General features: G+C 48.2%; 21 protein-coding genes and 1 pseudogene. 12 read left to right on the forward strand and 10 right to left on the reverse strand.

The genetic code is table 11. The features are described from left to right. Positions 1-78 precede the first annotated feature (78 nt). The 4 genes from AC3AP5_RS12425 (at position 79) to AC3AP5_RS12440 (ending at position 3,517) form a co-directional block, all read left to right on the forward strand. Positions 79-309 (forward strand): helix-turn-helix transcriptional regulator, encoded by a 231-nt coding sequence (locus AC3AP5_RS12425; RefSeq protein ID WP_006954543.1) that lies wholly within the window; start codon positions 79-81, stop codon positions 307-309. Positions 310-1,089: 780 nt separating this feature from the next. After that, positions 1,090-1,812 (forward strand): hypothetical protein, encoded by a 723-nt coding sequence (locus AC3AP5_RS12430; protein ID WP_006954541.1) that lies wholly within the window; start codon positions 1,090-1,092, stop codon positions 1,810-1,812. A 166-nt stretch (positions 1,813-1,978) separates the two neighbouring features. Then, positions 1,979-2,215, forward strand: coding sequence for a hypothetical protein (locus tag AC3AP5_RS12435; protein WP_006954538.1), 237 nt, complete (start codon positions 1,979-1,981; stop codon positions 2,213-2,215). A 60-nt stretch (positions 2,216-2,275) separates the two neighbouring features. Further along, positions 2,276-3,517, forward strand: a complete 1,242-nt coding sequence (locus AC3AP5_RS12440) for a hypothetical protein (RefSeq protein WP_131382119.1) — start codon at positions 2,276-2,278, stop codon at positions 3,515-3,517. Between the two features lie 121 nt (positions 3,518-3,638). Here the strand turns inward: AC3AP5_RS12440 and AC3AP5_RS12445 are convergent, their stop codons facing one another. From AC3AP5_RS12445 to AC3AP5_RS12480, 8 genes and pseudogenes are all read right to left on the reverse strand, one after another. Beyond that, a complete protein-coding gene (locus AC3AP5_RS12445; RefSeq protein WP_487326804.1) occupies positions 3,639-6,857 on the reverse strand; it encodes a type I restriction endonuclease subunit R in 3,219 nt (1,072 codons plus the stop codon). Continuing rightward, complete coding sequence (locus AC3AP5_RS12450) at positions 6,854-7,570, reverse strand: restriction endonuclease subunit S (protein ID WP_242603643.1); 717 nt, start codon at positions 7,568-7,570, stop codon at positions 6,854-6,856. The genes AC3AP5_RS12445 and AC3AP5_RS12450 overlap by 4 nt, the downstream gene beginning before the upstream one ends. Positions 7,571-7,585: 15 nt before the next feature. Then, positions 7,586-8,134 (reverse strand): annotated as a pseudogene (locus AC3AP5_RS12455) (restriction endonuclease subunit S); the annotation flags it as partial. After that, positions 8,134-9,696, reverse strand: coding sequence for a type I restriction-modification system subunit M (locus AC3AP5_RS12460; protein ID WP_487326805.1), 1,563 nt, complete (start codon positions 9,694-9,696; stop codon positions 8,134-8,136). The gene AC3AP5_RS12460 and the pseudogene AC3AP5_RS12455, both read right to left, overlap by 1 nt. Positions 9,697-9,914: 218 nt before the next feature. Next, on the reverse strand, positions 9,915-11,216 hold the full coding sequence (locus AC3AP5_RS12465) for an McrC family protein (RefSeq protein ID WP_006954529.1): 1,302 nt from the start codon (positions 11,214-11,216) through the stop codon (positions 9,915-9,917). Next, on the reverse strand, positions 11,216-13,270 hold the full coding sequence (locus AC3AP5_RS12470; protein WP_242603642.1) for an McrB family protein: 2,055 nt from the start codon (positions 13,268-13,270) through the stop codon (positions 11,216-11,218). Before AC3AP5_RS12470 ends, AC3AP5_RS12465 begins: the two co-directional genes overlap by 1 nt. Further along, positions 13,242-13,799, reverse strand: coding sequence for a hypothetical protein (locus AC3AP5_RS12475; protein ID WP_487326806.1), 558 nt, complete (start codon positions 13,797-13,799; stop codon positions 13,242-13,244). The genes AC3AP5_RS12470 and AC3AP5_RS12475 overlap by 29 nt, the downstream gene beginning before the upstream one ends. Positions 13,800-13,885: 86 nt before the next feature. Then, positions 13,886-14,689, reverse strand: a complete 804-nt coding sequence (locus AC3AP5_RS12480) for a hypothetical protein (protein WP_006954526.1) — start codon at positions 14,687-14,689, stop codon at positions 13,886-13,888. Between the two features lie 72 nt (positions 14,690-14,761). Here AC3AP5_RS12480 and AC3AP5_RS12485 point away from each other — a divergent pair, with 72 nt between their 5' ends. The 6 genes from AC3AP5_RS12485 to AC3AP5_RS12510 all read left to right on the forward strand — a co-directional run bounded on the left by AC3AP5_RS12485 (position 14,762) and on the right by AC3AP5_RS12510 (position 18,677). Beyond that, entirely contained in the window at positions 14,762-15,004 is a 243-nt protein-coding gene (locus AC3AP5_RS12485) for a helix-turn-helix domain-containing protein (protein ID WP_487326807.1), read from the forward strand. A gap of 29 nt (positions 15,005-15,033) precedes the next feature. Further along, complete coding sequence (locus AC3AP5_RS12490) at positions 15,034-16,143, forward strand: hypothetical protein (RefSeq protein ID WP_006954524.1); 1,110 nt, start codon at positions 15,034-15,036, stop codon at positions 16,141-16,143. A gap of 208 nt (positions 16,144-16,351) precedes the next feature. Then, complete coding sequence (locus AC3AP5_RS12495; protein ID WP_006954523.1) at positions 16,352-16,630, forward strand: site-specific integrase; 279 nt, start codon at positions 16,352-16,354, stop codon at positions 16,628-16,630. A 42-nt stretch (positions 16,631-16,672) separates the two neighbouring features. Further along, entirely contained in the window at positions 16,673-17,392 is a 720-nt protein-coding gene (locus AC3AP5_RS12500) for a hypothetical protein (protein WP_006954522.1), read from the forward strand. Continuing rightward, positions 17,389-17,643, forward strand: coding sequence for a hypothetical protein (locus tag AC3AP5_RS12505; RefSeq protein ID WP_006954521.1), 255 nt, complete (start codon positions 17,389-17,391; stop codon positions 17,641-17,643). The genes AC3AP5_RS12500 and AC3AP5_RS12505 overlap by 4 nt, the downstream gene beginning before the upstream one ends. 308 nt (positions 17,644-17,951) lie before the next feature. Beyond that, positions 17,952-18,677 carry a hypothetical protein gene (locus AC3AP5_RS12510; protein ID WP_487326808.1) on the forward strand — a complete coding sequence of 242 codons (726 nt, stop codon included), beginning with the start codon at positions 17,952-17,954 and terminating at the stop codon, positions 18,675-18,677. A 48-nt stretch (positions 18,678-18,725) separates the two neighbouring features. On the opposite strand, the gene AC3AP5_RS12515 is transcribed toward AC3AP5_RS12510, so the two are convergent. Next, complete coding sequence (locus tag AC3AP5_RS12515; RefSeq protein WP_006954519.1) at positions 18,726-21,869, reverse strand: DUF3427 domain-containing protein; 3,144 nt, start codon at positions 21,867-21,869, stop codon at positions 18,726-18,728. 107 nt (positions 21,870-21,976) lie between these two features. On the opposite strand from AC3AP5_RS12515, the gene AC3AP5_RS12520 reads away from it, so the two are divergent. Beyond that, positions 21,977-22,273 carry a hypothetical protein gene (locus AC3AP5_RS12520; RefSeq protein ID WP_006954518.1) on the forward strand — a complete coding sequence of 99 codons (297 nt, stop codon included), beginning with the start codon at positions 21,977-21,979 and terminating at the stop codon, positions 22,271-22,273. On the opposite strand, the gene AC3AP5_RS12525 is transcribed toward AC3AP5_RS12520, so the two are convergent. After that, a complete protein-coding gene (locus AC3AP5_RS12525; RefSeq protein ID WP_006954517.1) occupies positions 22,270-23,172 on the reverse strand; it encodes a sensor domain-containing diguanylate cyclase in 903 nt (300 codons plus the stop codon). The genes AC3AP5_RS12520 and AC3AP5_RS12525 overlap by 4 nt on opposite strands. A gap of 107 nt (positions 23,173-23,279) precedes the next feature. Here AC3AP5_RS12525 and AC3AP5_RS12530 point away from each other — a divergent pair, with 107 nt between their 5' ends. Then, a complete protein-coding gene (locus AC3AP5_RS12530; protein ID WP_006954516.1) occupies positions 23,280-23,729 on the forward strand; it encodes a YaiI/YqxD family protein in 450 nt (149 codons plus the stop codon). Positions 23,730-23,779 lie beyond the last annotated feature (50 nt).

A 23,779-nucleotide genomic window follows, 5' to 3' on the forward strand; every position in this document is an offset into this window, starting at 1 on the left:
CGCAAATGTTGCGCGCATGTCGCCGATTCCTATCAGTTAATTTGCCTCTGACATTCACAACCTGTTAGAGGCAACGACATGAAAATACAAACCACAACCTTCATACCTGTGCAGAGAAAGCCTAAAGATCGTTTAGTTCGTGAACGGGAATGCAGAGCGATTACCGGGTTAGCACGTCAGCGACGCTGGGAACTTGAGAAGCAAGGCAAGTTTCCTAAGCGTGTTCACCTCGGTACGCGATCCGTTGCATGGCGCTTGAGCGATCTTGAAAAGTGGATTGATGAAGTGTCCGAAAATGGACTGACTTGATCCACAGGTGTCTTTCTCGGACTGTTAAGAGCGTCAACCCAACTTTTTGAGCGTGCAACTATTTATACCTAGCCCAATCAACATGGCTCATGGAGGAGCACAGTCCATGGGGAATTTACTGGGTAATTAATAATATCTAATTTATGGGTATCTTATGGCTTTCCCTAATAAGGAAACTTGGTTTCATCACAGAGGGGTCGACTGGCAAGTTAATACCCGTGGGAGTGCGTTAGATCCTCAAATCCTTCGCAAAGTTATTGATGTACCGTTATGGATGCTGACCCATCATAGAAAGGTGTTTCTTTTCCGGTTCGACCTATCCTGTAACACATCGCAACCGAATAATAAGCAACTAAGTCTATTTTTGTGTCGGATCAAAACTAAAATCTGTAGAGAGCACTACTCGAGAAGAGTAGCAATATGTTGGGCTCGTGAAATTCACTCTGCTAAGACCCCACATTACCATATAGCAATTGCATTAGATGGCAGCAGAGTTAACTCGTCCTACCGTTTGACGGAATGGATTGAACGATATTGGCGAAATTATGGGCGATACACAGCGATCAGATACTACAATCTAAATAGGCCTGACATTGATCAATTATTCCAAGTGGTGTGGCATTTAAGTTATCTAGCGAAACTTAGAGGAAAAGAAGTCAAGTTGAGCAATGTGCGGCGGTTTAGCACCTCATTGACGAAATTATACTGAACTTAATCGCGGTGATTCGACCTAATCTATAAATCTCAAGAACAACCTTTAGTTGAGCAAAAGGATTTGAAATGAAACGTAGCTCACACGACAAGCAATTCAGAGTACAAGCTGGCGACATTGTTACGCTCTCAGACTTGACAAAGTGGAAAGTTGAAGGGTTTAGCTTCCAGCACGAGATTAGAGTTCGAGTAAAGCGCAATAGTGTGATTCGTTACATGGCTGTTCACAAAGTTCGTGACCCTAACGGAGTTGCATTAATACCGGGAACGCATTACTTGGTGATCGTTGGAGATAGTGAGTCGAGATTCGCTTTAAGATTGCAGAATTTTGGACCGTGTAAAATGTCACACATAAGAATACAAGGGCGAGATAAGACAAGAAAGATCGGTGGTAAGGTCGTATCTCAAATCGACTACAAGAAATTTTGCGGGTCAGAACGAGCTTTTGATGAAGAACCAGAAACGATAGCTATTGAGGTGGGTAGCCAAGTATTAATGCGTTCTGATTTTGCAGCCGACCATTATTACGGAGCCATCGAGATGGCGGGAAAATACGGCATCGTGGAGTCAATCGATAAGCCGACTCGCCCCCTTGGTTGGGCATCTACCTTGATGGTGGATTTTAGCGGCGTTCGCAAACAGTATCGCATTTTTCGATTTATTGACGCGTCAGGGCATATGATGCAATTGGGATGGTCTTATCGTGTTGAGAGAAAAAACGGTATGCTGACCGCTAAACCCATCCGAAGAATAGACCCTGATCGCGTTGAGTGGAGTGACCCGGATCCGTAGCAACTAATTCATATCAAGACGTCGGGAGTCTTCTCACCATTCACCGTAAAATGCTTGACAACGAAAAGTTTACAAACCATCTTAAGAGCATACTCGCTCGACTAATGACCTAATTTGTGATAAATTCGGGCACCCGTTTTGACGGGTTAGGCAAGGGAGAAGGATCATGTTTGACGCATTAATAGTTTTTGTAGTTGGCTGTCTCGCAGTGTATGTGGGCTTCCAAGTAGCGCTATATAAGAAATCTCGGGCTATGAAGCGCCGAGAGGTTGAACTGCGCGAAAATGGCGTCACCCCGTCTGGTTCTGGTTTATGTCATGGAATCGTCATTGATAAAACTAACAAGCGGCGTGTAGTGCATGATGAAAAGCCCAGCGATTCGTGGTTTAAACGCTTAGCATAAAGTTTGCTTGCTGGCACCTAATTATTACAATAAGATCCCGTCAACTAGACGGGATTTTTTATGCATAAACATAAATATATAGGATGGATTCCTTGCGTAAACGGTAACCTTGATTTCGGGCTAATGAAGGTCGGTATTAAAGGTGGATTTACAGACAAGAAAATCAGTGATGAGCGAATTATTGAGCTAAATCATTCTGCATCGGGAGTGTCGAGCAAGCACGACAGACTAATCGTTCTTCAATCAAGAGTTAATTGGCGAGACACTGATGAGCATGAAGAATCATTAGGAGCTTTTCGAGTCTTTGTTACAGCTAAAGTTTCGGTCTCCGATCATATGGACTGTAGAAGTTTAAGCGGTAATATTCTGCTATATCCGAAGGAAGCTGAACCAGCGGATAAAAACGAAGTTCATGACGTTTCGGTCCATCAAATTTCTCATGAGCTAACTAAAAGTAATATTAGTTCAGAGTTTGATAAGCTTGATAGCCAAATCAATGACCCTCGCTCTATTACAGGTCTTCACAGTGACTGTTTTAAAGCTTCGTTTAAGTTCAATGTAACGCCTACTGGCTTGATTAGAATTGAGCAAAACGAAGGTGGTGATGAACTCGATGATGAGAGTTTGTACCTGTTAGCCCGACAGGCATTTTATTATTTAAAGTATTCAATCCATAGTCATCGGCACCACGTTGATGAACAAGATTCTTTGACCACTATCACGCTTGAAACATCAGGGTGTGGTCTTCGATTACTTGGTCAACTTAAGCGTGAACTAACCTCACTTAGCAGAACCCAAAGAATTGATAACAGGCTGCACGAGTCTAACAATGCTAAAGGTATAATCGGCTACGCTAAGTCATTAGTAATTGCGTTGTATAGAGAAAACCTGATAGATGAGTCGGAGCGCGATAGAGAGCAAAAATATTTAGAAAATGTAGAAACTTCCTTTGAATCTCAAGAATATACAATTACGAGAGCTGAACAAAAAGTTGAAACTATAAAAGCAAAATCAAAAGTATGGTTGGGGTTTGCACTCATTTCCATTTGGGGATTTACAAATTTTAATTTTCAAAGGTCTCCTAAAGTGGAATTGGCTGGCAACTTATCATGGTTTTGGCCTCTTCTGATTGTTATTTTTGCCTTCATTCTTTATCTAGCCACGAAAGAGTACTATTCGAGAGTGTCTAATGCTCAGTTTTTGGTAAAGCTCTATGATATACGGGGTTCTCGTATTTTGTTAAAAATTTCGCTGGCGCTCGTTGGCATGATTGCATTGGTATGGGCTTGGTGGACTAGTTAAAAATTGAGATGAGCTTTTGCCAAGCAACATTGCCGATTATTATTCAGTAAACAAAATTAAATTGAGTAGCTTCATGAGCAGACAGAATTTTATCCCTCCTAAAGCAACGTATTGGAGGTAATTAACACCTGGCTGAATAGACGCTCTGCCCACCACCGTAGTAGCTGGTCATCAGGTGATGGAACGCTGCCTCGCACTTCTCGTTGTAGACCGCCTCATCGAAGCTCTCCGGTAGTCCCCGGTCGAAGACGATTTCCAGGGTACGGCGGACATCGCCCTTAGCCTGGGCCTTCTTCCGCCAGTCCAGTACCAGTTTCTCCTCCTTGAGGGTCTCCAGTAGCTCCCGACACATTGCCTTCACCTGGGCTACCTCTTTGTCGGTCATCTCCGGGGCTGGCTTGGTGATGATGTCGAACAGCGCCAGCTCCTCTTCGGTCAGCCCCTCACGGATTGCCCGCTGGTCTTCCTCCTGCAGCTCTTCGGTGAACTTCATCAGCTGCTGGAAGAACGCCTCGATGTTCAGGCTTCCCGAGTTGTACTTCTCGATCAGCTTCTGCAGCTTCTCCATGAAGTCGGTGCGGCTGGGGTTCTTGGCCACCATGCTCTCCAGTTTCTGGTTCAGCAGCGCCCGTAGCTTCTCTGCCTCGGTGCGCTTCTTGCCCTTATTGAACCGCTCCTTGAGCTTCTCGAAGTCGATCTGGCTGAGGTCGAATAGGGGCTTGTCATCCTCATCCTCGATGACGTAGGGCACTGGAGCGACCGACTGATCCAGCAGGTCGTCCACGTCCTTCATCACCTGAGAGATATCCACCTCGGGCTCAAGGGCTTTGATCTTCTGGGCCAGTACGGAGAGCAGTACCGCATCGGGGGCCAGATCATTGGCTGAGGGGTCGGGGAGGATGGCTCGGTAGACTCGGGAGGTGGCCCTGGCTAGGTTCAAGAAGGCCTTCTTGGTCTCTTCACTCTCAAGTAGCTTCTCAACGGCATCATCCAGCAGGGCAACCTTATCGAAGCCTCCAGCCGTTTTGATAGCCTCTGTGTCTACCTGCTTCTCGGTCAGGAAAGTGATCCCCTTGGCCAGCAGATGCTTGAGGTACTCCACCAGTTCGGCCTTCTGGTGGATCGGTGTATCACCGTCTTGGGGTGGCTCATCCCCATATCCAGGTCTCGGTTCAGCGACCTTGGATGAAGCTCCACCGTAGATGGCCAGCGCCTCCTGCAGCTTCCTGAAGACACCCGCGTAGTCCACGATCAGGCCCGCTTCCTTGCCGGGGTACTTGCGGTTTGCCCTGGCAATGGTCTGCATCAGGGTGTGATTCTTCATCGGCTTGTCTAGGTAGATGGTCGAGCAGGACGGCACATCGAAGCCGGTGATCCACATGGCGCAGACAAACACCAACCGCAGCGGTCCATCAGGATCTTTGAACTGCTCGTCTAGGTCTTCCTCTACCATGCGCTTGCGGTGAGGCAGGATGTCGAGCCCCTTGTCCGCCAGCTCCTTTACCTCGTTCTGGCCCTGGGAAACCACCACTGCCATATCGGTCGTCTCCAGCACCTTGATCTTGTGCTTTAGCGCCTCCAGCTGCTCCTCGGGGGCAGACGCCAGGTCAGCCTGAAGTCGGGCCAGGTAGTCTTTCCAGTGGGCCTGAACCTTGTTGTACATCTTCACGGCGGTGGCCTTGTCGATACAGACCATCATCGCCTTGCCTTGGTGGCCCCTGCCGACGAAGTGCTGCACCAGATCCTCGGCGATGGCTTCCAGGCGGTCATCACGGGTGATCAGGTGGTATTCACGGGCGAACACGCGCTCGACCTTCTTCTCCTGATCCTCGTCCAGCTCGGCATCTTCCAGCAACCGAGTCAGATCGTCGTTGAGGTTCTCATTGATCAACTGCAGTTCGGGGATCCGGTTCTCGTAGTACAGCGGCACCGTGGCCCCATCGGCGATGGACTGTCCGAAGTCGTAGACCGAGATGTAGTCCCCGAACACCTCCTTGGTCTTCTCCTCACCAGCCATAAGTGGTGTCCCAGTGAAGCCCAGGAAGGCAGCATGGGGCAGCGCCGTCCGCATGTTCATGGCCAAAGTGTCGTATTGGGAGCGGTGAGCTTCGTCGGTGATAACGATGATGTCTTGGCGGTCGGAGAGCTTGGGATATGTCTCACCTTGCTTAGTTCCGAACTTCTGGATCAGCGTGAAGACGTAGCGGTGATCCTCGCTGAGGAGCTGCTTGAGGTGAGCACCGCTCTCGGCGTGGGCCTCTACCTCGTTGATTGCCCTGGTGGCAGCAAAGGTCTTGTAGATCTGCTCGTCCAGCTCGTTGCGGTCGGTGACGACCACAAACGTCCAGTTGCCGGGGATGGTGCGGTGGATCTTCTGAGTGAAGAACACCATGGAGAGGGACTTGCCCGAACCCTGGGTATGCCAGAAGACCCCAAGCCGACCCGCCTCACCGGGAGGGCGATTCTTGATGCGCTGCAGCTCGGCGATGGCCTTATTCACCCCGAGGTACTGGTGGTTCTTGGCGATTTTCTTGATGGTGCCACCCTGGGCCTCCTCGAACACCGTGAAGTTCTCCACGATATCCAGAAGCCGTGTCCGCTCAGCGATCCCTCGGATGGCAGTTTCCAGCGACACCACGCCTTTCTCACCCTCGTCGTTGATCCGCTTCCACTCGAAGAGATGCTCCCAGGGGGAGAAGGTGCTGCCCACCAGGGTCTCGGAGCCGTTGGAGAGCATCACCACGGCGTTATAGGTGAACAACTGAGGGATCACCGAGCGGTAATCTCTCAGGTTGCCGTCATAGGCAGCCTTGAGGGTCTTGTGGCTGGCCTTCAGCTCCACGAATAGCAACGGTAGCCCATTCACGAAGCCGACAAGATCGGTACGTCGGGTATGCAGCTCACCCCTTACCCAGAACTGCGAGGTCAGCAGGAAGTCGTTCTCCTCGGGCTTGCTCCAGTTGATCACCCGCACCGTCTCGATAGCGGTGCCACCATCATCGCCCGACACCTCGACCTTTACGCCATCCTTGAGCAGCCGGTAAACCTCCAGGTTGGCGTTCACCGGGAGCAGCTTGGAGCGGTCGCGGGTCAGCTCCTCGATGGCCTTCTCCACGGCATCGGCGGGTAGCTCGGGGTTGAGCTTCTCCAAAGCCACCTGCAGCCGAGGCACCAGCACCACATCCTGTTGTGTCTGCCGTCCCTCGCTCGATACCGTACCCGACCACTCCCCATAGAGATTGGCGGTGTCCCAGCCCAAGTCTGCGAACAGCTCGATAGCGGGCTGCTCGACCAGGGCATCCTCGGAGTAGGCATAAGCGGGGGATGGCGGGGGCGTCATGCGGCTTCGTACTCCCTATCGTCGGGCATGGGAATGTCTGATACGTCGATCTCACCGGAGACCAGCTTGGGGAGCAGCAAGTCACGTTGGGCGCGTAGGTTCGCGTTCTTTAGCGCCAATGTGCGTGCTTGTTTGAAACACGGCGATACAAAACGCTGGAAGGCTTCCAAGGTCGCGTTGTCAGGTTGAACCACCGGAAACTCTACCAAGCTCTCGACCCGCACCCGCTGCCTTCCAGTAGCCCCTGACATGCTTTTAATCGCGACATCACGGAATCGGTCACTTCTCGCGAGTAAGTAAACCATTTCTGGGCACAAGCTGACTGAACGCAATACGATGAACTCAGTAGAACCACATGCTGTCGGCTGGTCTTCAGGAAGGAAATCAACAAATCCAGTCTTTCCGTTCTCAAGACAAGGCGTAATCCGAGCAAACAAGGTGTCACCATTCTGGAATTTTGCACCACTGTTACCTGTTTTCCTCTCCAAGCTACCTACAATCATGCTCGATTCTGATAACGCGCCCATCGGTACAAACAACTTTTCTCCTTCCTTGGGAACCTTTGTGCGTGGGTTCAGAGCGACGGCATCCTCAAGGCGTCGAACCTCCCACCCCTCAGGTATATCCCCAAGCTCACTCTCCTTGAAGCTCACCCCCTCATGCCCCGGGAAGCGGAAGTGGACGAACCACTCCTCGTACAGCCGACGAGCCATCTCCTCAAGGATCTCGATGCGGCGCGTGTTGTTCTCGATGAGGTCGTCGTAGGCGGAGAGGAACGCGGCAATTCTCTCCTGCGTTTCACGAGTAGGATAGCGGACAGGAATCGACCTGAGTATGCTTGTATTCAGATTCGGCATTGTCGCGCCCACGGCTTGGTTGTATATCCAATCTACCGTGCTCGGGTTGTTAAGGAAGTAAAATAAGAACTTGGGGGAGACTTCGCCATTACCAAGATGAATTCTCAAGCAGCCTGTTCCACATAGCCAGCCACTTTCTCTGGGTGTTACTAAAGCACATCTCCCGATATCCCCCCTACGGCCATAAACAATATCGCCGGGGTAAAGCTGGTGGTGAGAGAGGCGCTCCACATGCTCCTCCGCAACCCGAGCTATTGAAGACTCAGAAACCCGTCCTCCGACTATGTCTTTTGGCATGACCACAGGGGTTCCGGCATCGGAATAGTCGCTCTGATGAAGTTGAGATCCAAAAGGCCCCGTTTTGATGATCCCTTGGCCAGCATCGCAGATGTCACCTAGCGTCGACTCGTTCCAAGTCATCAAGCAGCTCCTCCGCCCAGAACTCCGCTGATGTTCATTGAGATCTTGTCTTCAAGCTCTCTTGCTTCAGCGTTTAGCACTTCTAGTTCTTCAGCCAGCTCTTCCAGCCGCTCAGCAAAGTCCACATTCTCTGCGTCTCTTGCAGCTGCCCCGACATAGCGCCCAGGATTCAATGACCACCCCTGCGCTTCGATCTCTTCCCGAGTCGCCAACTTGCAGAGCCCAGGCACATCGGCATAGCCCTCGGCTAGCCCCTTCTCGGCCAGCAGCGGCTCACTGCCCTGATCCAGCTCGACGTCTTCGCCACGGTAAAGGCGGACGATATTGGCTAGGAACTCGACCTGCTCCGGCAACCAGTCGCGGTGCGCCCGGTCGATCTGGTTGTAGATGTGGCGAGCATCTATGAACAACACTTTGTCGCGGCGCTCGGTCTCACTCTTGGCCCGGTCGAAAAACCACAAGGTGCAGGGCAGCGTGACGGTGTAAAAGAAGTTCGGTCCCACCGAGACGATCACATCTACGGCACCCGACTCAATCAGCTTCTGACGGACCACCTGCTCGCTGCCTCGGGCATCACCCGCTGAGTTGGCCATGACAAAGCCAGCTCGCCCGGTCGGCTTGAGCGAGGCGTAGAAGAGCTGGATCCAGAGGTAGTTGGCGTTATCGGTCTTTGGCACACCGAACGGGAACCGTGGGTCGCCTTCCAAGCGCTCCTTATCCACTCCCGAGACGTTGAACGGGGGATTAGCCATCACAAAGTCGAAGAAGCCGTCACCGTTCTTGTAGACCGCCCCGTGAGGATCCTCATAGTAGGTGTTGGACACCCGCACATCGCCGGAGAGGCCATGCACCGCGAGGTTCATCTTGTTGAGGTTGACGGTGGTCCGATCCTTCTCGGTGCCGAAAATCGAGATTTCGTCCATGGCCGTCTTGTGGTGGCGCTCCACGAAGTCCGCCGAGTGGACGAACATGCCACCTGACCCACAAGCCGGATCGAAGATGCGACCGTGATAGGGCTCGATGATCTCAACGATCAGCTTGACGATGGACTCGGGCGTGTAGAAGACACCGCCTTTCTGACCTTCCTTCAGGGCGAAGTTGCCCAGGAAGTACTCGTAGACCTTGCCGAAGGCGTCTCCTGACAGATCAACCGGAGCGAGCTGCTTGAGCAGTTCCTGCAGCACCCAGTTCTCCAGGCGCGTGTAGGTGCGCGGCAGGGCACCTTTGAGGTCGGGGTTTTCGTCCTCGATGGCCTTCATGGCATCGTTGATAGCCTTGCCGATATTGTCGCCCTCGGTGAGCGACAGCAGGTGCGAGAAGCGGGCGGTCTCAGGGAGGAAGATCACTCCCTCGGCAAGATAGTCATCCTTGCTCACCTTGCGTCGGCCACCGGAGCCCACCGGCCCGAGCTTCTCCTCGGCGGCTGAGTACTTCTTGTCGGCGTACTTCAGGAAGATGAGCCCCAGCACAGGTGCCGAGAACTCAGCCGGTTTAAGACCGGTATTCGCCCATAACTGGTCAGCTGCTGCCCATAAGCGCTTTGCTGCATTTCCTTTAACCACTATATACCCCTAAATAAAAGCTGATTATTGATAAGCTTTCAGCTTTTCAATCTACGATAATATCAAAAAGTCATTCTATTAATTGTAACTATATTCTAATGAAATTATTTGCACGCTCATATCCGGTCAAGATGATCCGAGTTTCAAATTCTAGGCTTACTGACTGAGTATGGTTCTAACCGTCAGTAAATTGATGCCTCGTATGGCAGATGGTCTACTCAATTGTGCACCTGTGCAAATGATTCCGCCAACGTCAGGTTCCACCGACAATCATTAGTTCGAGTATTATCGTTTAAGTTGAAGCTGGTTACCAAAAGTGTCGTCTGATTATCAAACTCAAATGGTGAAATGTTCTCGTTGCTTGGAAAATTTTTCCATGCAGGGTATATCAACACCAAGTCTCCTTGAGAATGTAATAATTTAGATCCATAGGCCAACATCTGATAAAAATCTTTCTCACTCAACCCATAGGTCTGACCACCGTTATCTACATCAAGCAGCTTCCACTTGGTATCCATGATCCATCGCTGGTCACCAATAACAACCTCAATATCCGGTCGTAATTTGAAAACTCCTTTACCCTTATGTTGGCAAAGGTACTCAGTAGCAAGTTGCGTCCTAACTGTACCCTTGCTGCCAATCGCTCGTCGAAGCTGTTCAGCAACATAGTTCTCAAACAGCTTTTCCATTGGGAAGAGCATGCTTATTCCGCGCCAGCCACCAGAGACAGAAAGTGGAACATGTTGGTTGAGGATAAACTCACACCAAGGCTTAATCGGGCGGTAATGCGTCAGTAAGCGGTCTGTTGACCAAGACTTGAAGTCAGCCCTAATATCCGATGATTCGGGCAACTGAAGGAGCTGTGAGATTATCTCGTGTGCTAACCGCCAGTTGTCGTTGTCTTGAGTGGCTGAGCACACAGTAACAAGTGCAGATTTAATAAGGCGGTTCTCTGGTCTATCCGGTAAAAACAAGTCATGGCGGATATTAAATACATGCGCTTTTCCGGGGGGCTGGCGCAGTTGTTTTGCGATATCCAGCTGGCCGCGTAAGAAGCGTGCTTCTTCCTCTCGAACTTGGTAATCGAACTGCAGACCTCGCTTGAGCAGAACTTCCAGCTCGCCCAAAAAACAAGTGATAAGCCATTCGCGAATCGGTATTTCAAATCGCTCAACATCGGCAAAGTCGGCCTCACGCACTGAGAGCTGCGTCGAGGTTTTGATTAGCCGTTTAAGCAAAGCGCGAGCCTCGGCCGCCGAAGTTTGTTCTGTGGTGTGCTTCGGTAGCACCTCAATCACTGTTCCGCAGGGTGACTCAAGTACGCCGACGTAATTATCCAAACGAAGAAGCTTCTGACTATCAAGTTCAAATAACGGGAGGCCATTGCGTCGAAACTGCTGCCCAAGTTCAACGAGCCAGCGAAACGCCGACTCGCTAATATGTGCGCGATCAAGAGTGTTCGCCGCTACCGATGCAGTGGTCAAATAGGCGTATTCGCGAACGACAACCGTTGACGTCATTACTCAGCACTACCTACTTCATATATCCGTTTGTAAGATGTCGCCTGTTCAAAAGCAGACTCATTCAATCGCCACCGGTCACGCGAGTTTAGCTGCACATCGCCGGGGAACAGCTCATCAAAATTAATCGCATCATCTTTTACGATAAATGCATTTGCTGAGGCTTTGCTTTGGTCATTCAATACCCAACGGATGCGCTGCCAATCTTCAAAGAAGTATTCCTGAAGCAGCGGAATGATCTTCTGCTTAAAAATCTCAGCGAGGTCGGTTAAGGCAACGTCTGATCTATCTTTCAAGTGAATAAAATAGGCATGGCCAATACAGTGGTCTTTATCGAGTAGTGCCGTAATTCGGCGGTTGATAACGTCGAGCATCTTTTCAACATTAATGCCGTCAACGCTAACCCCTTTTAGCTCTTCAGGAAGGGGAGGCATCTCAATGAAATCGAAGCGACGACGCAAAGCCAAATCGAGCCCAGCAAGTGAGCGGTCGGCAGTGTTCATTGTACCGATGATGTAAAGGTTATCGGGCACAGAGAACCGATCGCCAGTCAGTGGAAGCGTGACCTCTAGCGCTTCGGTAGTACCAGAGCGCTTAGAGGGTTCGATTAGTGTGATCAACTCACCAAAAATCCGTGAGATGTTACCGCGATTGATTTCATCGATGATGAGCACGTAGTTCTGGCGCTTAACAGCTTTCTTGTCCAGTTGCTCACCCAGAGACTCAAGATGCGATATGAGCGATTGATAGTAAGGTTTTAACCCCCCATTAAACCTGCGTTCACCATTAAATATCGCCTCCAGGGTGCTGACAGATAAGGTATTAACAGAATCACCTTGGTTTTTATCAAACCTAATAGTATTTCCGTCTACTTCTGTGATGATGAATTTGGACCGCTTCATCGAGATTTGAACACCCTCTGGATGATCTTCAAATTCCGTTAAAAAAGCATCCCAACAATCACTAAATGAATTAGTAGGGTTCTTCACTTCTGTGTTCTGGTGCTCCTTCGCATCTCTGACGATTTGACGGAAAATCCCGAGTCGCTTTTCATAGACTAACTTTTCATCATCAGTATGTGCGGTAAGCCCCTCCACAAAGTCTTCGTAACTAAAGCTTTGGTGAAAGGTGACGAACCGAATGCGCCCTTCGCGAATGAGTTCTTGGTACTTTGCTTTTAGCTCATCTCGGTTGGCCCAACTGAAATTTGGCTCTGCAGCTCGCACCGCGCGCTCAATGGTTGTGAACGTTTTCCCGGTGCCAGGTGGGCCGAATAGGATTTGATTGAGAGGCTGAGATACTTGTGTGGTGCTGTTGTTGGTCATTGATATCTCCTCAACCAAGCTATCTTCAATAAACCAATAACTCGCCAATTTATCGGATATTTTATTTGGAATGCTGATGCCAGAACTTTGGGGGCTCCAGCTATAATTAATGCCGGTTTCTTGGGATAGTTGATTCAGCTGGTTCAAGATCTGTTGACCAGCTTCAGGGGTGTTCCGTACGGCTACTGGTTTGAACTTTATATATTTTCTTGTTTTGGTTTCATCACCCCAATCTTTGTCTTCAAAAGACTCCTGAGTAACGATACCAGCTGCAATAATTCCCCTTGGTTCAACACCTACTTGCATGAGGTAAACACGATCTCCCACTTGTGGTTTGGTGCTATTGCAACTCCACTGTTGTTCGTTCCCCAGTTCAACGCCTGAATTACCGCCAACGTGATATTTTTCGGGATTCCACGTGAGTAAATAACTGTTGCTACTGGCAAAGTATCTTTTTAATAATCGCAAAGCAGATATGACCGTGTTGTTACCTTGCGCGCCGAACTCTTCAAATTCATGACCCGGTTCAAACTTTTGCACAAAGTTATCGACTTCTTCGCTTTGAGAGGACCACAAATCAAAACCTGCATGGTGTGCGGCTCTATTTACAGCTGAGACATACTGGCTAACCGTATTATTTGAATATGCCTCGCCATTGGATTTCCGCTCATTGCGGAGAAAGGTTTTGAATCCATTTGAGCTATAAGTCATTTGATTCCCTTCCATCATGAGTTGTTACAGTCTTGCTAGCTGGCGCAATGAGCGACCAATTATCTTCATATCTACCAAGTTCTTTGAGAGTTAGTATGGCTTGTTTTGAGTTGCCGCCGTTGGGGCGCCGGTAATTATGACGCTTAATAAAGGCAATAAAGCGTTCGACAGCCAGCTTCTGAATATCAGATTCACGGCAAATAAAGTAGCGGGCATTCTCAATCTGACCATGGGGTAGATTAACCATGATCCAAAGCATATTCGGGTGGTCGAGCCGAATTAATTCACCGAAAGAGTATTTGCCTGTTGAATCGATATGCGTTTCAACCCAACGGTCTATTTGAGAGTGAACCAGTGTGTTGCCAGTGCTGCATTTAACTTGCACGGGAAATGACGATAAGGTTTTGCTATCGACTGCGGTAAGATCGAAGCCGGGCACATTCCCAGCATAAGGTGATGCGTAGTAACCCAACGTGCCAAGTTTGGCGGCCACGAGATTTTCACCAATTTGGCCGATTAATTTATTGTGCGCTCCGCTGCTCATCATAGTCCTTTCGGTTATTAGGGTGATCACCTTGTCTTATCGCTAACAATTAATCAATAAAATACCCCTGTTACGTATTCATCTGCAAGTTAGTGATGACGTCGATAAACTGAAACGGTGCTTAACAATAATGCAGCTAATAAACAGAAAGTACCCCACAACGCCCAATAATCACGTAAGGCTAGCATTGGGTATACTAGAAATCCTGTAAGTAGCAAGGAAGCTACTGCTAATGAAATTGCGACCATGTGTTTGTGTGTTGGTGCGATTGCAGATCCAGCGAGTATAAGTACTGCGCCTAACGCTATATTCTCAGTCGTTACGCGATAAAACTGTCCCCAAAAGGATGCAGTAGAATAGCCATCGCTAGCCATTCCAATGCTTGTCAATATCAGCGCTAGTTGGCTAGCAAGATATGCAGCTGTCACCGCCACCGGAAGCATCAGTATCCAACGAGCTAAATTCAGCCAGTCTATTGGTGAAGAGACTTGGTTAGTACCGGGTATCATTTGAATTGCTTCTTCGGTTTGAGCGGCTTTTTGTTTAAATTCCTTTTGCCACTCTTCACGTTGGCGCTGATAGTCCTCATTCAATATCTGGTGAACCTCATTCATAATGTCATCGAATGGTGTATTTTCGTACTCATCGTCACATAAACCAGGCTCTTCCGGTAAGAATAAATAGTTTTCCCGCACCATTACCCATGCTTCGTGCGCAGGGACTCCCGAGTCTATGAGGCTCTTCATTTCCCGCCAAGTTTGTTCCACTGCATAATCAAGCGCATCTTCCAGCTTGCCCGCTTCATGTAATTCACGAAACCGTGTTGGTTGAAACTCAGCCCAATGCTCTCTTGCTTGTTCTTTCCAAACCGCAGGCTCATACCCATAGCTCATTGATGTTTCCCTCCTTAGCTCAGCCTTGTTCCCGAATTGGGTACAACGCTACTTGTACCTAAGAATGGGACAATGCACAAGACACTTCATAGCCCACAACATCAGCGCTTAGTTGCCTGGCTCAAAAAAGCCAGATGCGACCAAGGCCTCACTATGCGTGATCTGGCAGTAAAGCTGGGAGTTCCTCACTCCTTTGTGGGCAAGGTCGAGCAGGGAGAGCGACGGTTAGACTTAGTTGAGTTTATTCAGTATTGTGAGTGCCTTGGCTTGAAACCAGAGGATGCCATAAAAGTAGTGCGAGGGCCGCTCGGATAATTCAAGTCGGATCGAAAGGAGTCGGTAACATGTTATTTGATGATTATGAACGCACTGATAGTCGTCCGTTGCTTCCGCGAGAGTCTCTATACGCGCTTTACAATCGAAGTGCTAGTGAGGAAATAGCCGCATCGCGGTCGCTTATAGAGCGGTGGTTCAGGAACTTTCCCGATGAGTGTGAGCGTGAAGAGTTAAAGGCTAAATTTCAAAGTGGTGAAAGCGAACATTTTTACTCCGTCATTTTTGAACTATATCTAGCATCTCAGATGCTTGAGCGCGGCTTTCATCTCGAGATACATCCAGTCTTGCCTAACGACAATGGTCGTCGACCAGACTTTTTAGTTACTGACCAGAATGGTGAACAGTTTTATATTGAAGCGTCAGTAGTTATGAATGCCAGTGGGTTACCAACGAATCGACAAATCGAAGATTTTCTTTTAGAACTGGATCAACGACCACACCCCAATTTTATGATTGGTATCTCATATGAGGGAGAGCCTGCTGTTCCGCCTAGTGCTGTTCAGGCCGCTAATCATATTCATCGTTGGCTTGATAATCTCGATTTTGAAGTGTGTGAGAAAACTTTAAGAACTGCTCCAGAAAGCCTGCCCAGAACAGAGTGGGAGGATCGCGGCCTGACCATAAAGGTTGAGGCCCTCCCAATACGTCAGAATCAAGAAGATATTAGAGAGAATCGCTTAATCGGCATGGGTTCGATACAAGGTGGCGTTTTAGACAGAAAGACATCATTAATAAGAAAGCTAGGCAAAAAATCAAAGCGATATGGTGAACTCGATAAACCGTTTATTATTGCTGTGCAAACGATAGATCTCCCAGGCAGAATAGAGGACGATAATGTAGATGCTCTCTACGGAACTTCGACGATGAGGGCTTGGGATAGTAGTGTTTACCGGGCAAATGATGGTTTTTGGCAGTTGAGAGAGCAGCAGCTAAGTAAAAGAGGTGTTTCAGGCGTTTGGATAGTAGACAGATTGAATTTGCATGCTTTAGAAAGCGTTCAGTCGATGCGATACTTATGTCCCGAGCCAACCCACCCGGTACCTAACAGCCTCTTGCATTACAGACATGCAGTCTTGAACGAAGACCAAGTTGAATATCATGGCGAAGACTTCATCTGAAGCTGTTTGATTGGTGACTAAAATGGTGACAATGCAACGCCTATTTCAATCATTCGTCATAACTATCATATACATAAGTAGTTTATAAATATTCAGATCCAAAACATCGAGTAGGTCGCGCCTTTGGCGCGACTCCGCCTATCCCAACCATCTCCTAGCGGTTTAATGATTCGTCCACGACGACGGCATTAATCGTGTAATCAACAAAATGTGTGGCAACGAACAAGGCCGCAAACGACCCGGCCCTAATTTGATGGGTGATATCGCGCATTTTACCGTGCACGATTTACGACGCACTTTCCGCAGCCAAGTGTCAGCATTAGGTTTCAGTGGTGCTGTTGGTGAGCGGGCCATAAACCATAGTCTGAAAGGCGTGGAAGGTATTTATGACCGTTATGATTACTACGAAGAACGGCGGCAGGCGCATCAGAGGATTGCTGATGTAATTGAGCCGCTGGTTTGGGTAGGGTTTGATGGTAAACTATAGCCGCATAAGATCATTGGAATACATGAAGGTAGGGAAGCTATTGTGACGATCCATGATGGAGTCAGTGATATAAAGATTGTCGAAGATGGTAGAGAGGCGTCTTATTCGCTTGAACACCTGTGGGATCTCGTCGTCACTATTCCGAATTTTCACTTCGAGGATGGAAGAACGGATACTGTTGAAGTTTTTGTCCGACCAACCAACCATGTATACAGTCGTGCCCTAAAACCGGAGGAAGACCGTAACATCCTAAGACAGACCGGACGATTAATAATTAGATATGAGCATCATGAGGATGCACCAAATAAGATCAAAAAAGGCGATGATGGTAATCCAGTTGTGTCATCAGATGTACGCGCTTTTTGCGAAGAGAAATATCAGTCGAGTCTCAACATACCTGATTTTGTCGATGCACTTGAAGCCGGTCCAGCCAAGCTATGCGTTTTAGCTAACCGAGACGATGACAGAAGTTGTTTAACAGCGTTATTTGAGTTCGAGCACGGGCCGCAACAAAAAGAGTGCTTCGTAGTCATTTTCAAATTACATAAGCTAAGTGCTCGTCAGCTGTCAATGGTTATAGAAACCGCATTTTTGATAGATGGAGATGACTTTCGCGTGCACTTGTTAAACTCCAAGGACAAAGGAAAACCGTTTTTCGTTATTGCAAATAATGTATTCGCTAACCGAAAGCCGTTTGAAGGGAAGGCAAAAAAGCGAGCCAAGAAAAGCTATAAAAAAGCAAAAAAGAAACGCCAAAAATGAAAAAACCTCGCCAAAAAGGCGAGGTTTCCAATAGTTTTTCCGAGATCCCTATTTCTGGATTACCCAGTTATCTCTGTCTTGCAGAGCGCTGGCACCTGAATCGTCAGTTGACTCATCAGTACAGTTATCCAGCGGGAGGCAGGGTTTTTAGAAGTGTAAAACTTCGCAATCCGAACGATCCTGCTCTTACTATAAGTAATGATAAAACATTTGGGATGCTTATGTGGTATGACCAGTTGATTTTCTATTGACAGATCGGATACAGATATACGAGGGGCTAACACTTTCAGTGTGAAGTATACCATAGTAGATGACTTGCTTGGCAAGAGTGAATGTGAAACGAAGTGCAAATCCTGCCAATCTTGGATAAGCAAATCTATATACAAGTTTCATAGGTCAAATCTTGCATATAGGCCGGTTAATGCAAGTTTCAATGACTAAAATCTATGTATATGCATTTGTCGAGCCTTTGACAGTACATTGCATATTCGCAACTTGAGCGTAAAATAGAACGCAACATAGCCGCCACGCTTAGTGCTCGAGAGGGTAACGCGAAACCTTGGCGGTTTTTCTTTTCTTCAAGCTATCAGTAAAGCAGATGAAGCTCAAATTCAGTATCTCAAATCAACTCACCAAGCTATGTAAACTGGAATTGCCCCGGCTTACTGATGTGAACGGAGAAAACCCTGGTGTACAGCCAGTGGTAACAAACAGCGTGCAATGTGGCTGGCAATTTCATGTCGTGCGCGATGAGCTTTGTTGGTTGGTGTTTGCGATGGAATCTTATAGCCGCTATAGCATTGTCATGCCCTACGTATTAAAACCGGTCTGGACTGAAATTGCGCGGGATTTTGATGCGTTATGGTTAGAGCATATTTTGGCGTGGTTTCGTATGGGTGATTTTGTGCGAACAGATCCACAAATTGCTGAAGTCGTGCGGCAATTTAACACGAAACCGGTAGCAGAATACCATCGCAACTTAGATATGAGCATTAACGGCCATCTAGCCGATGCAAAGCTTTGGCTAGAAGCTTATAAACGCGATGTTAAACCACGCCTATTCGATAGCGAACACGCCTGGCACTTTTGTGAAATGCTTAATCAAGAAGCAAAACGAGTGAACAAACAACGCCGTAAAAGTGCGGAGTTTGTACCTCTTGAACGATTCTTATACGACAACCTGTACCGGTATGCGAAAGGACTCTGCGACGGTCCTATCCCGGGAACCAAAGAAGGTGACTTTCCCAATCCGCATAAACAAGGACCGGACTTGCGGTTGGTTTGATTTGTCGCGCCTTTGGCGCGACTCCGCCCAAACTCACCAACCACACCATCACCTAACTACCGAAAATTCTTGAAATAGATGAGCAGGTAAAGGGTGTGCAAGGCGCCATGTGATGCTCATTGGGGCAGCGCCTTCGTGTTTAACAAATTCCACAGGCCCACAAGGTCTATAAGGAGAGTCCTTGTTCAAACGCACGAACAGTTGAAACTGCCAGCCTTCTTCAGCTCCTTGTATATAGCGGAGTCCCGCTGCTGTTGCTGGCCCTGTCGTATTTTGAGATTGCCAATGAAATAGCTCGGGGCTTATTGCGTAGTCGTTGTACTCGACGCCTTCATGCAATGCATTTGATTTATCTAAGGTTACGAACAAAGCTTCAATTTTCCGTTCGAAGTCGCGCCACACGCCAGCTTGGAAAGGGCTGTAGCGGGTCTCAGTATAGTATTCAAATGCGGTTAATATCTCTCTAATTTTGTAGCTACTGTGTAGCTTCAAGCCGGTCCACTTAATGCCCGGTATTTCATAAAAGCTTTGATTAGTCCGTGCGTCCAAGGCATCACTGAGCTCGATGAGCTCTTTTGCAAGTTCAGGACATTCATTGAGTTCTGTTTGTAGCTCGGCAACAGACTGTGTAGAGCGACCGCCTTTTACCTGATATGTAAACATCAACGCTCTTTTATATTGGGGTGAGGTTGGTGAAATACTGACGTGTTGTCCAAGCTTTCTAATAACATCAATATAGTCAGGGTCATCGAGATGCAGTACATCTTTAAAGCGTCGATTGATTGACGTTTCTTGTGCAGTAAATGCGGGTGAGATAATTTCTGCATCACGCTTGAGGCGTGTCCAGCCCGATGCGGTTTGCCCGCTACCTTTACGGTAAATGTCAGTTAACTCAATCGCTTGATCATTAACGAAATCCGTTAATTTTATTTCGTCTTGTGGGTGGCGCAGTTGATATTGGACAAGTTCTTGCCTTAGGCGATTCCAGCTTAGATTGATTGTTTGCCGTAAATTGGTCAGGATTTGCTGACGCGCTTGCCGATTCATTTGCAAATAACAACCGGGCGGTAAGCGCGAAAATCCATTTTCCACACCGTCGAGAACTTCTTTTTTACTTAATCCTGTAATCGCACTGTATAAAATATCGAACCGGAAATGAGTATCGTATTGACCTACAAAGTCGAGGATGAGACAACTCTCTTTACCCTCGAATAATCGTAATCCTCGCCCAATTTGCTGTTGGAATAGCGACACACTTTGTGTTGGTCGCAGTAAAAGGAGCGTATCGACATAGGGTAAATCGACTCCCTCATTAAAGAGGTCAACGGTTACGATGATATTAATGTCTCGCTGCTCTAGCTCTCTTTTGATTTGTTCGCGTTGACTTTGTGGGGTTTCGCCGGTGAGTAGCTTGGCTTTAACGCCCTTATCACAGAAGTAGTGAGTCATGAACTGGGCATGCTGCACTGAAACACAGAATGCCAGCGCTCGACAGTCGCTGATGTTGTTCACGTGTTCTTGCCAAGCTCGAAGGACTGCAAGTGCTCTTATATCACTTTCAGATAATAGGTTATCAAGCTGTGAGCGTTCATTAGCTGAGCGCCAATTTATACCTCGATAGTTAACTCCGTCGTCGCATGCATAATATTCAAATGGCGCTAACAGTTGCTGTTCTAGCGCATGCCATAAACGCAACTGTACAGCAGGTGAACCATCAGGTCGGGGATCGAAATGACGCATGATATTCAATCCGTCCGCACGCTCTGGCGTTGCAGTTAAACCGAGTAGGTATTTAGGCGTTAGTGCTTCTGTGATGCGCTGGAATGAGGCCGCTTCAATATGATGACACTCATCGATAATGACCATATTCCAATAGTTTTCATCGTGTCGTGTTGTGTAATCGCGCGAATTCAGTGTTTGTATCGTGGCAAACAGATGCGAGTCAGAGTCAGGTTGGTGGTTTCCCGAGAGTAACTCACCAAAATTAGAGTCTCGTAAAACGTGACGAAATACTTGTAGAGACTGCTGTAAAATCTGTTCTCGATGAGCAACAAACAATAATCGAGGCTGTCCGCCTTCTTGTGAGCAGATCCGCCGATAATCTAAAGCGGCCATAACGGTTTTACCCGTACCGGTCGCTGAGACTAACAAGTTTTTGTAACGTCCGTGGTCTCGCTCATTTTGTAGTTGATCGAGGATAATCTGTTGGAATGGTTTAGGCCGAATGTCAAAGAAAGTGGTAATGATATCGGCATTGTATTCTGGCTTGCCGCTCTCGCGCGTCAGTGCTTTTTTGAGTTCAGCTTTGTGTGTTTCATTATTAGGATCGTAAAGTTGAAACTCTTCATCCTGCCAAAGTGTTTCGAAGTGCGCACGGGCGCGTTGATATAATTGCTTCTGACCCTGTTCGGTGAACTTAACCGTCCACTCTAAGCCCCCCATCAGTGCCGCTTTAGAGAGGTTTGCACTACCGACGTAAGCGGAACCAAACCCTGTGTCTCGCTCAAATATCCATGCTTTTGCGTGTAAACGAGTACGGCGTCCATCCAAAGACACTTTAACCTGGCAATTGGGTAGTTGAGCTAACATATCGACTGCGGACTGTTCAGTCGCGCCGATGTACGTCGTGGTTATAATTCTTATGCTGGTCTGCGAACGTTGTTCGGCGTCTACTGCGGTAATTTCCTTGAGGATATTAATGATTTTTCGTATACCTGACATGGTGATAAAACTCATCAAAATATCAACGTGATTGCAGTGCGAAAGCTCCGCTTGTAACTCATTGAGTAATCCTGGCGAGTCTTTTCCTGATGTAAACAACCAAGGTTGCGACATACCTATTTGCGGTAAACTTAATGGCTGATCAGGAGAATGCAGAGCACGCAAGACTGAAGGTGGATTTAAGTAAGTCGGTGTGTTCGTCTCAGTTTGGCTGAGCTGTCGAGCAGTGAGTAACACTTCATTAAGAACTTCGATTTGCCGTCTTAACCTGGCATCGTTAGCAGACTCATTTTCTTGAGTTTGGGTAGTGAGCTCAGAGAGCGCTTGGGCGATTTGTTCAGTTAGAACTTCTGCTAAATGGCGACTGCTGGTGGTGAGGTCAAGCTCCTCGCTTACCTCTGTATAGCCCGACTGATCAATAGCTTCCTGTAGCTCTTCGCTTTTGAGTAGCTCGTAAAATCCCTTTTTCATTACCATGGTCCTTTGAGCCCAATACTTAAGCATCTCAAGATGCCAGGTTTGTCGGGCTTGGGCAAGATGGTTAGAATGAACTCATCATTTTTGCATAGCGACCAACCATGCCCCCAAAACACAAACACACCGAACGTGACATTATTCGAGCGCTGACCGAGGTCTGCGAGGATGCCAAGGTTGAGCATGAGGGCTTCGTGTGGCTCACGCACGAGGTGAACTATCAGCGTTTTCCACAGAGATTAGTGGTGACCTTGGTGTTTGATGAGTATGTCAGTGAGTCATCTATGCTAGCGGCTTTGGCCGCGTTAGTGCCCGAAGTGCAGCGCGCGTTGAAGCCGATTGTGGGTGGTGATTTGCCTGCACGTCAGATTGAGGCGCGCTACGAACACACGATGCATTAGCAGATGATGCTTGCCGAGTTTCCTCCTCGCCGTTTGGCGTTATACATGGCTTGATCGGCGTGATGTAGTAGTTGCTCAATGCTATGACCGTGTTCCGGCCACATGGCCACGCCAATGCTGGTAGTAATGGCTAACGATCCATGCTTCATGATGTGGGGTGGCTTTAATGCAGCCTGGATCTTATTAACCACCTTATCAATCGCACTATCGAGTTGTCGGGTATGCGAAGCATCCACCAACACCACAAACTCGTCTCCACCCAAGCGTGCTGCGGTATCGGTATTACGGATCGCGGATTGAATCCGAGTGGCGACTGCTTTTAATAGTTCATCGCCCGTAGCATGACCGTAATGGTCGTTAACCGCTTTGAACTTATCGAGATCGAGGTAGAGTATACCTAGCCCGCCGGCATCACGCTCTGCACGCGCTTGTGCGGTACGCACGCGGTCATAAAATAACGCCCGGTTAGGGAGTTGAGTCAGGGAGTCGGTGAGCGCCATGTGCTCTAGCCGCTCGATCAGTGCTTCGCGTTCGTGTTCCAACGCTCGCTGTGCAGTGACATCGCGTGCCACACCAATACGCATTTGGTCTTTTTCGGACCAGCGTGCTGTCCAGTGCAAATAAATTACAGAGCCGTCTTTGTGTATGTAGCGATTTTCAAAATGTAGCACGTCCCCTCCATTATTGACCTGCTCGGCACGCAACAGCGTCTCGGCATGATGATCCGGGTGCATAAAGTCAAACATTGAACGGCCAATCATTTCTTCAGGCTCATAACCAAATACGCGTTTGGCGCCTGGGCTGAGGTAACTAAAGCGGTGGTCTGGATCCACAACGCAAATGGCATCAAGGAGCAGATCCATATATTCTGCAAGGGCTGCAAATGCAGGTTTATTCATAAGCCGCCTTAGATTTTGTTAGTATGATTGTTCTAAAACCTTATGTTTGCTTAGATTAGCCCGTCTGTCTATGCTTTCCATCTTTTATTAGTGAGTGATGAACGGATATGAATATTTGGGTGGACGCCGATGCGTGTCCGGCGGTCATAAAAGAGATTTTGTATCGCGCCGCTGAGCGCAAGCAGGTGCCGCTTATTTTGGTCGCTAACCAAGCGTTGCGCGTGCCGCCCTCTAAGTTCATTCGCTCAGTGCGCGTGGAGTCGGGGTTTGATGTGGCGGATAACGAAATTGCTGAACGCTGCGAGGCAGGTGATTTAGTGATCACCGCAGATATCCCGTTGGCGGCGGATGTGATCAAAAAAGGGGGGCAAGCGCTGAGCCCAAGAGGCGAACTGTACACCAAAGAAAATATTGGTGGGCGTCTTAATATGCGCGATTTTATGGATACCATGCGCAGCAGCGGTGAACATACCGGAGGTCCTCCCCCTTTGCATGCCCGCGATAAAATGGCGTTTGCGAACCAACTCGACCGGATTTTGACACAGCTCACTCGCTAATCTATTTCGACTGGCTTTAAAATACATTTTAAATGTATGATTACTCTATA

The sequence above is a fragment of the Idiomarina sp. D18 genome, assembly GCF_057748155.1.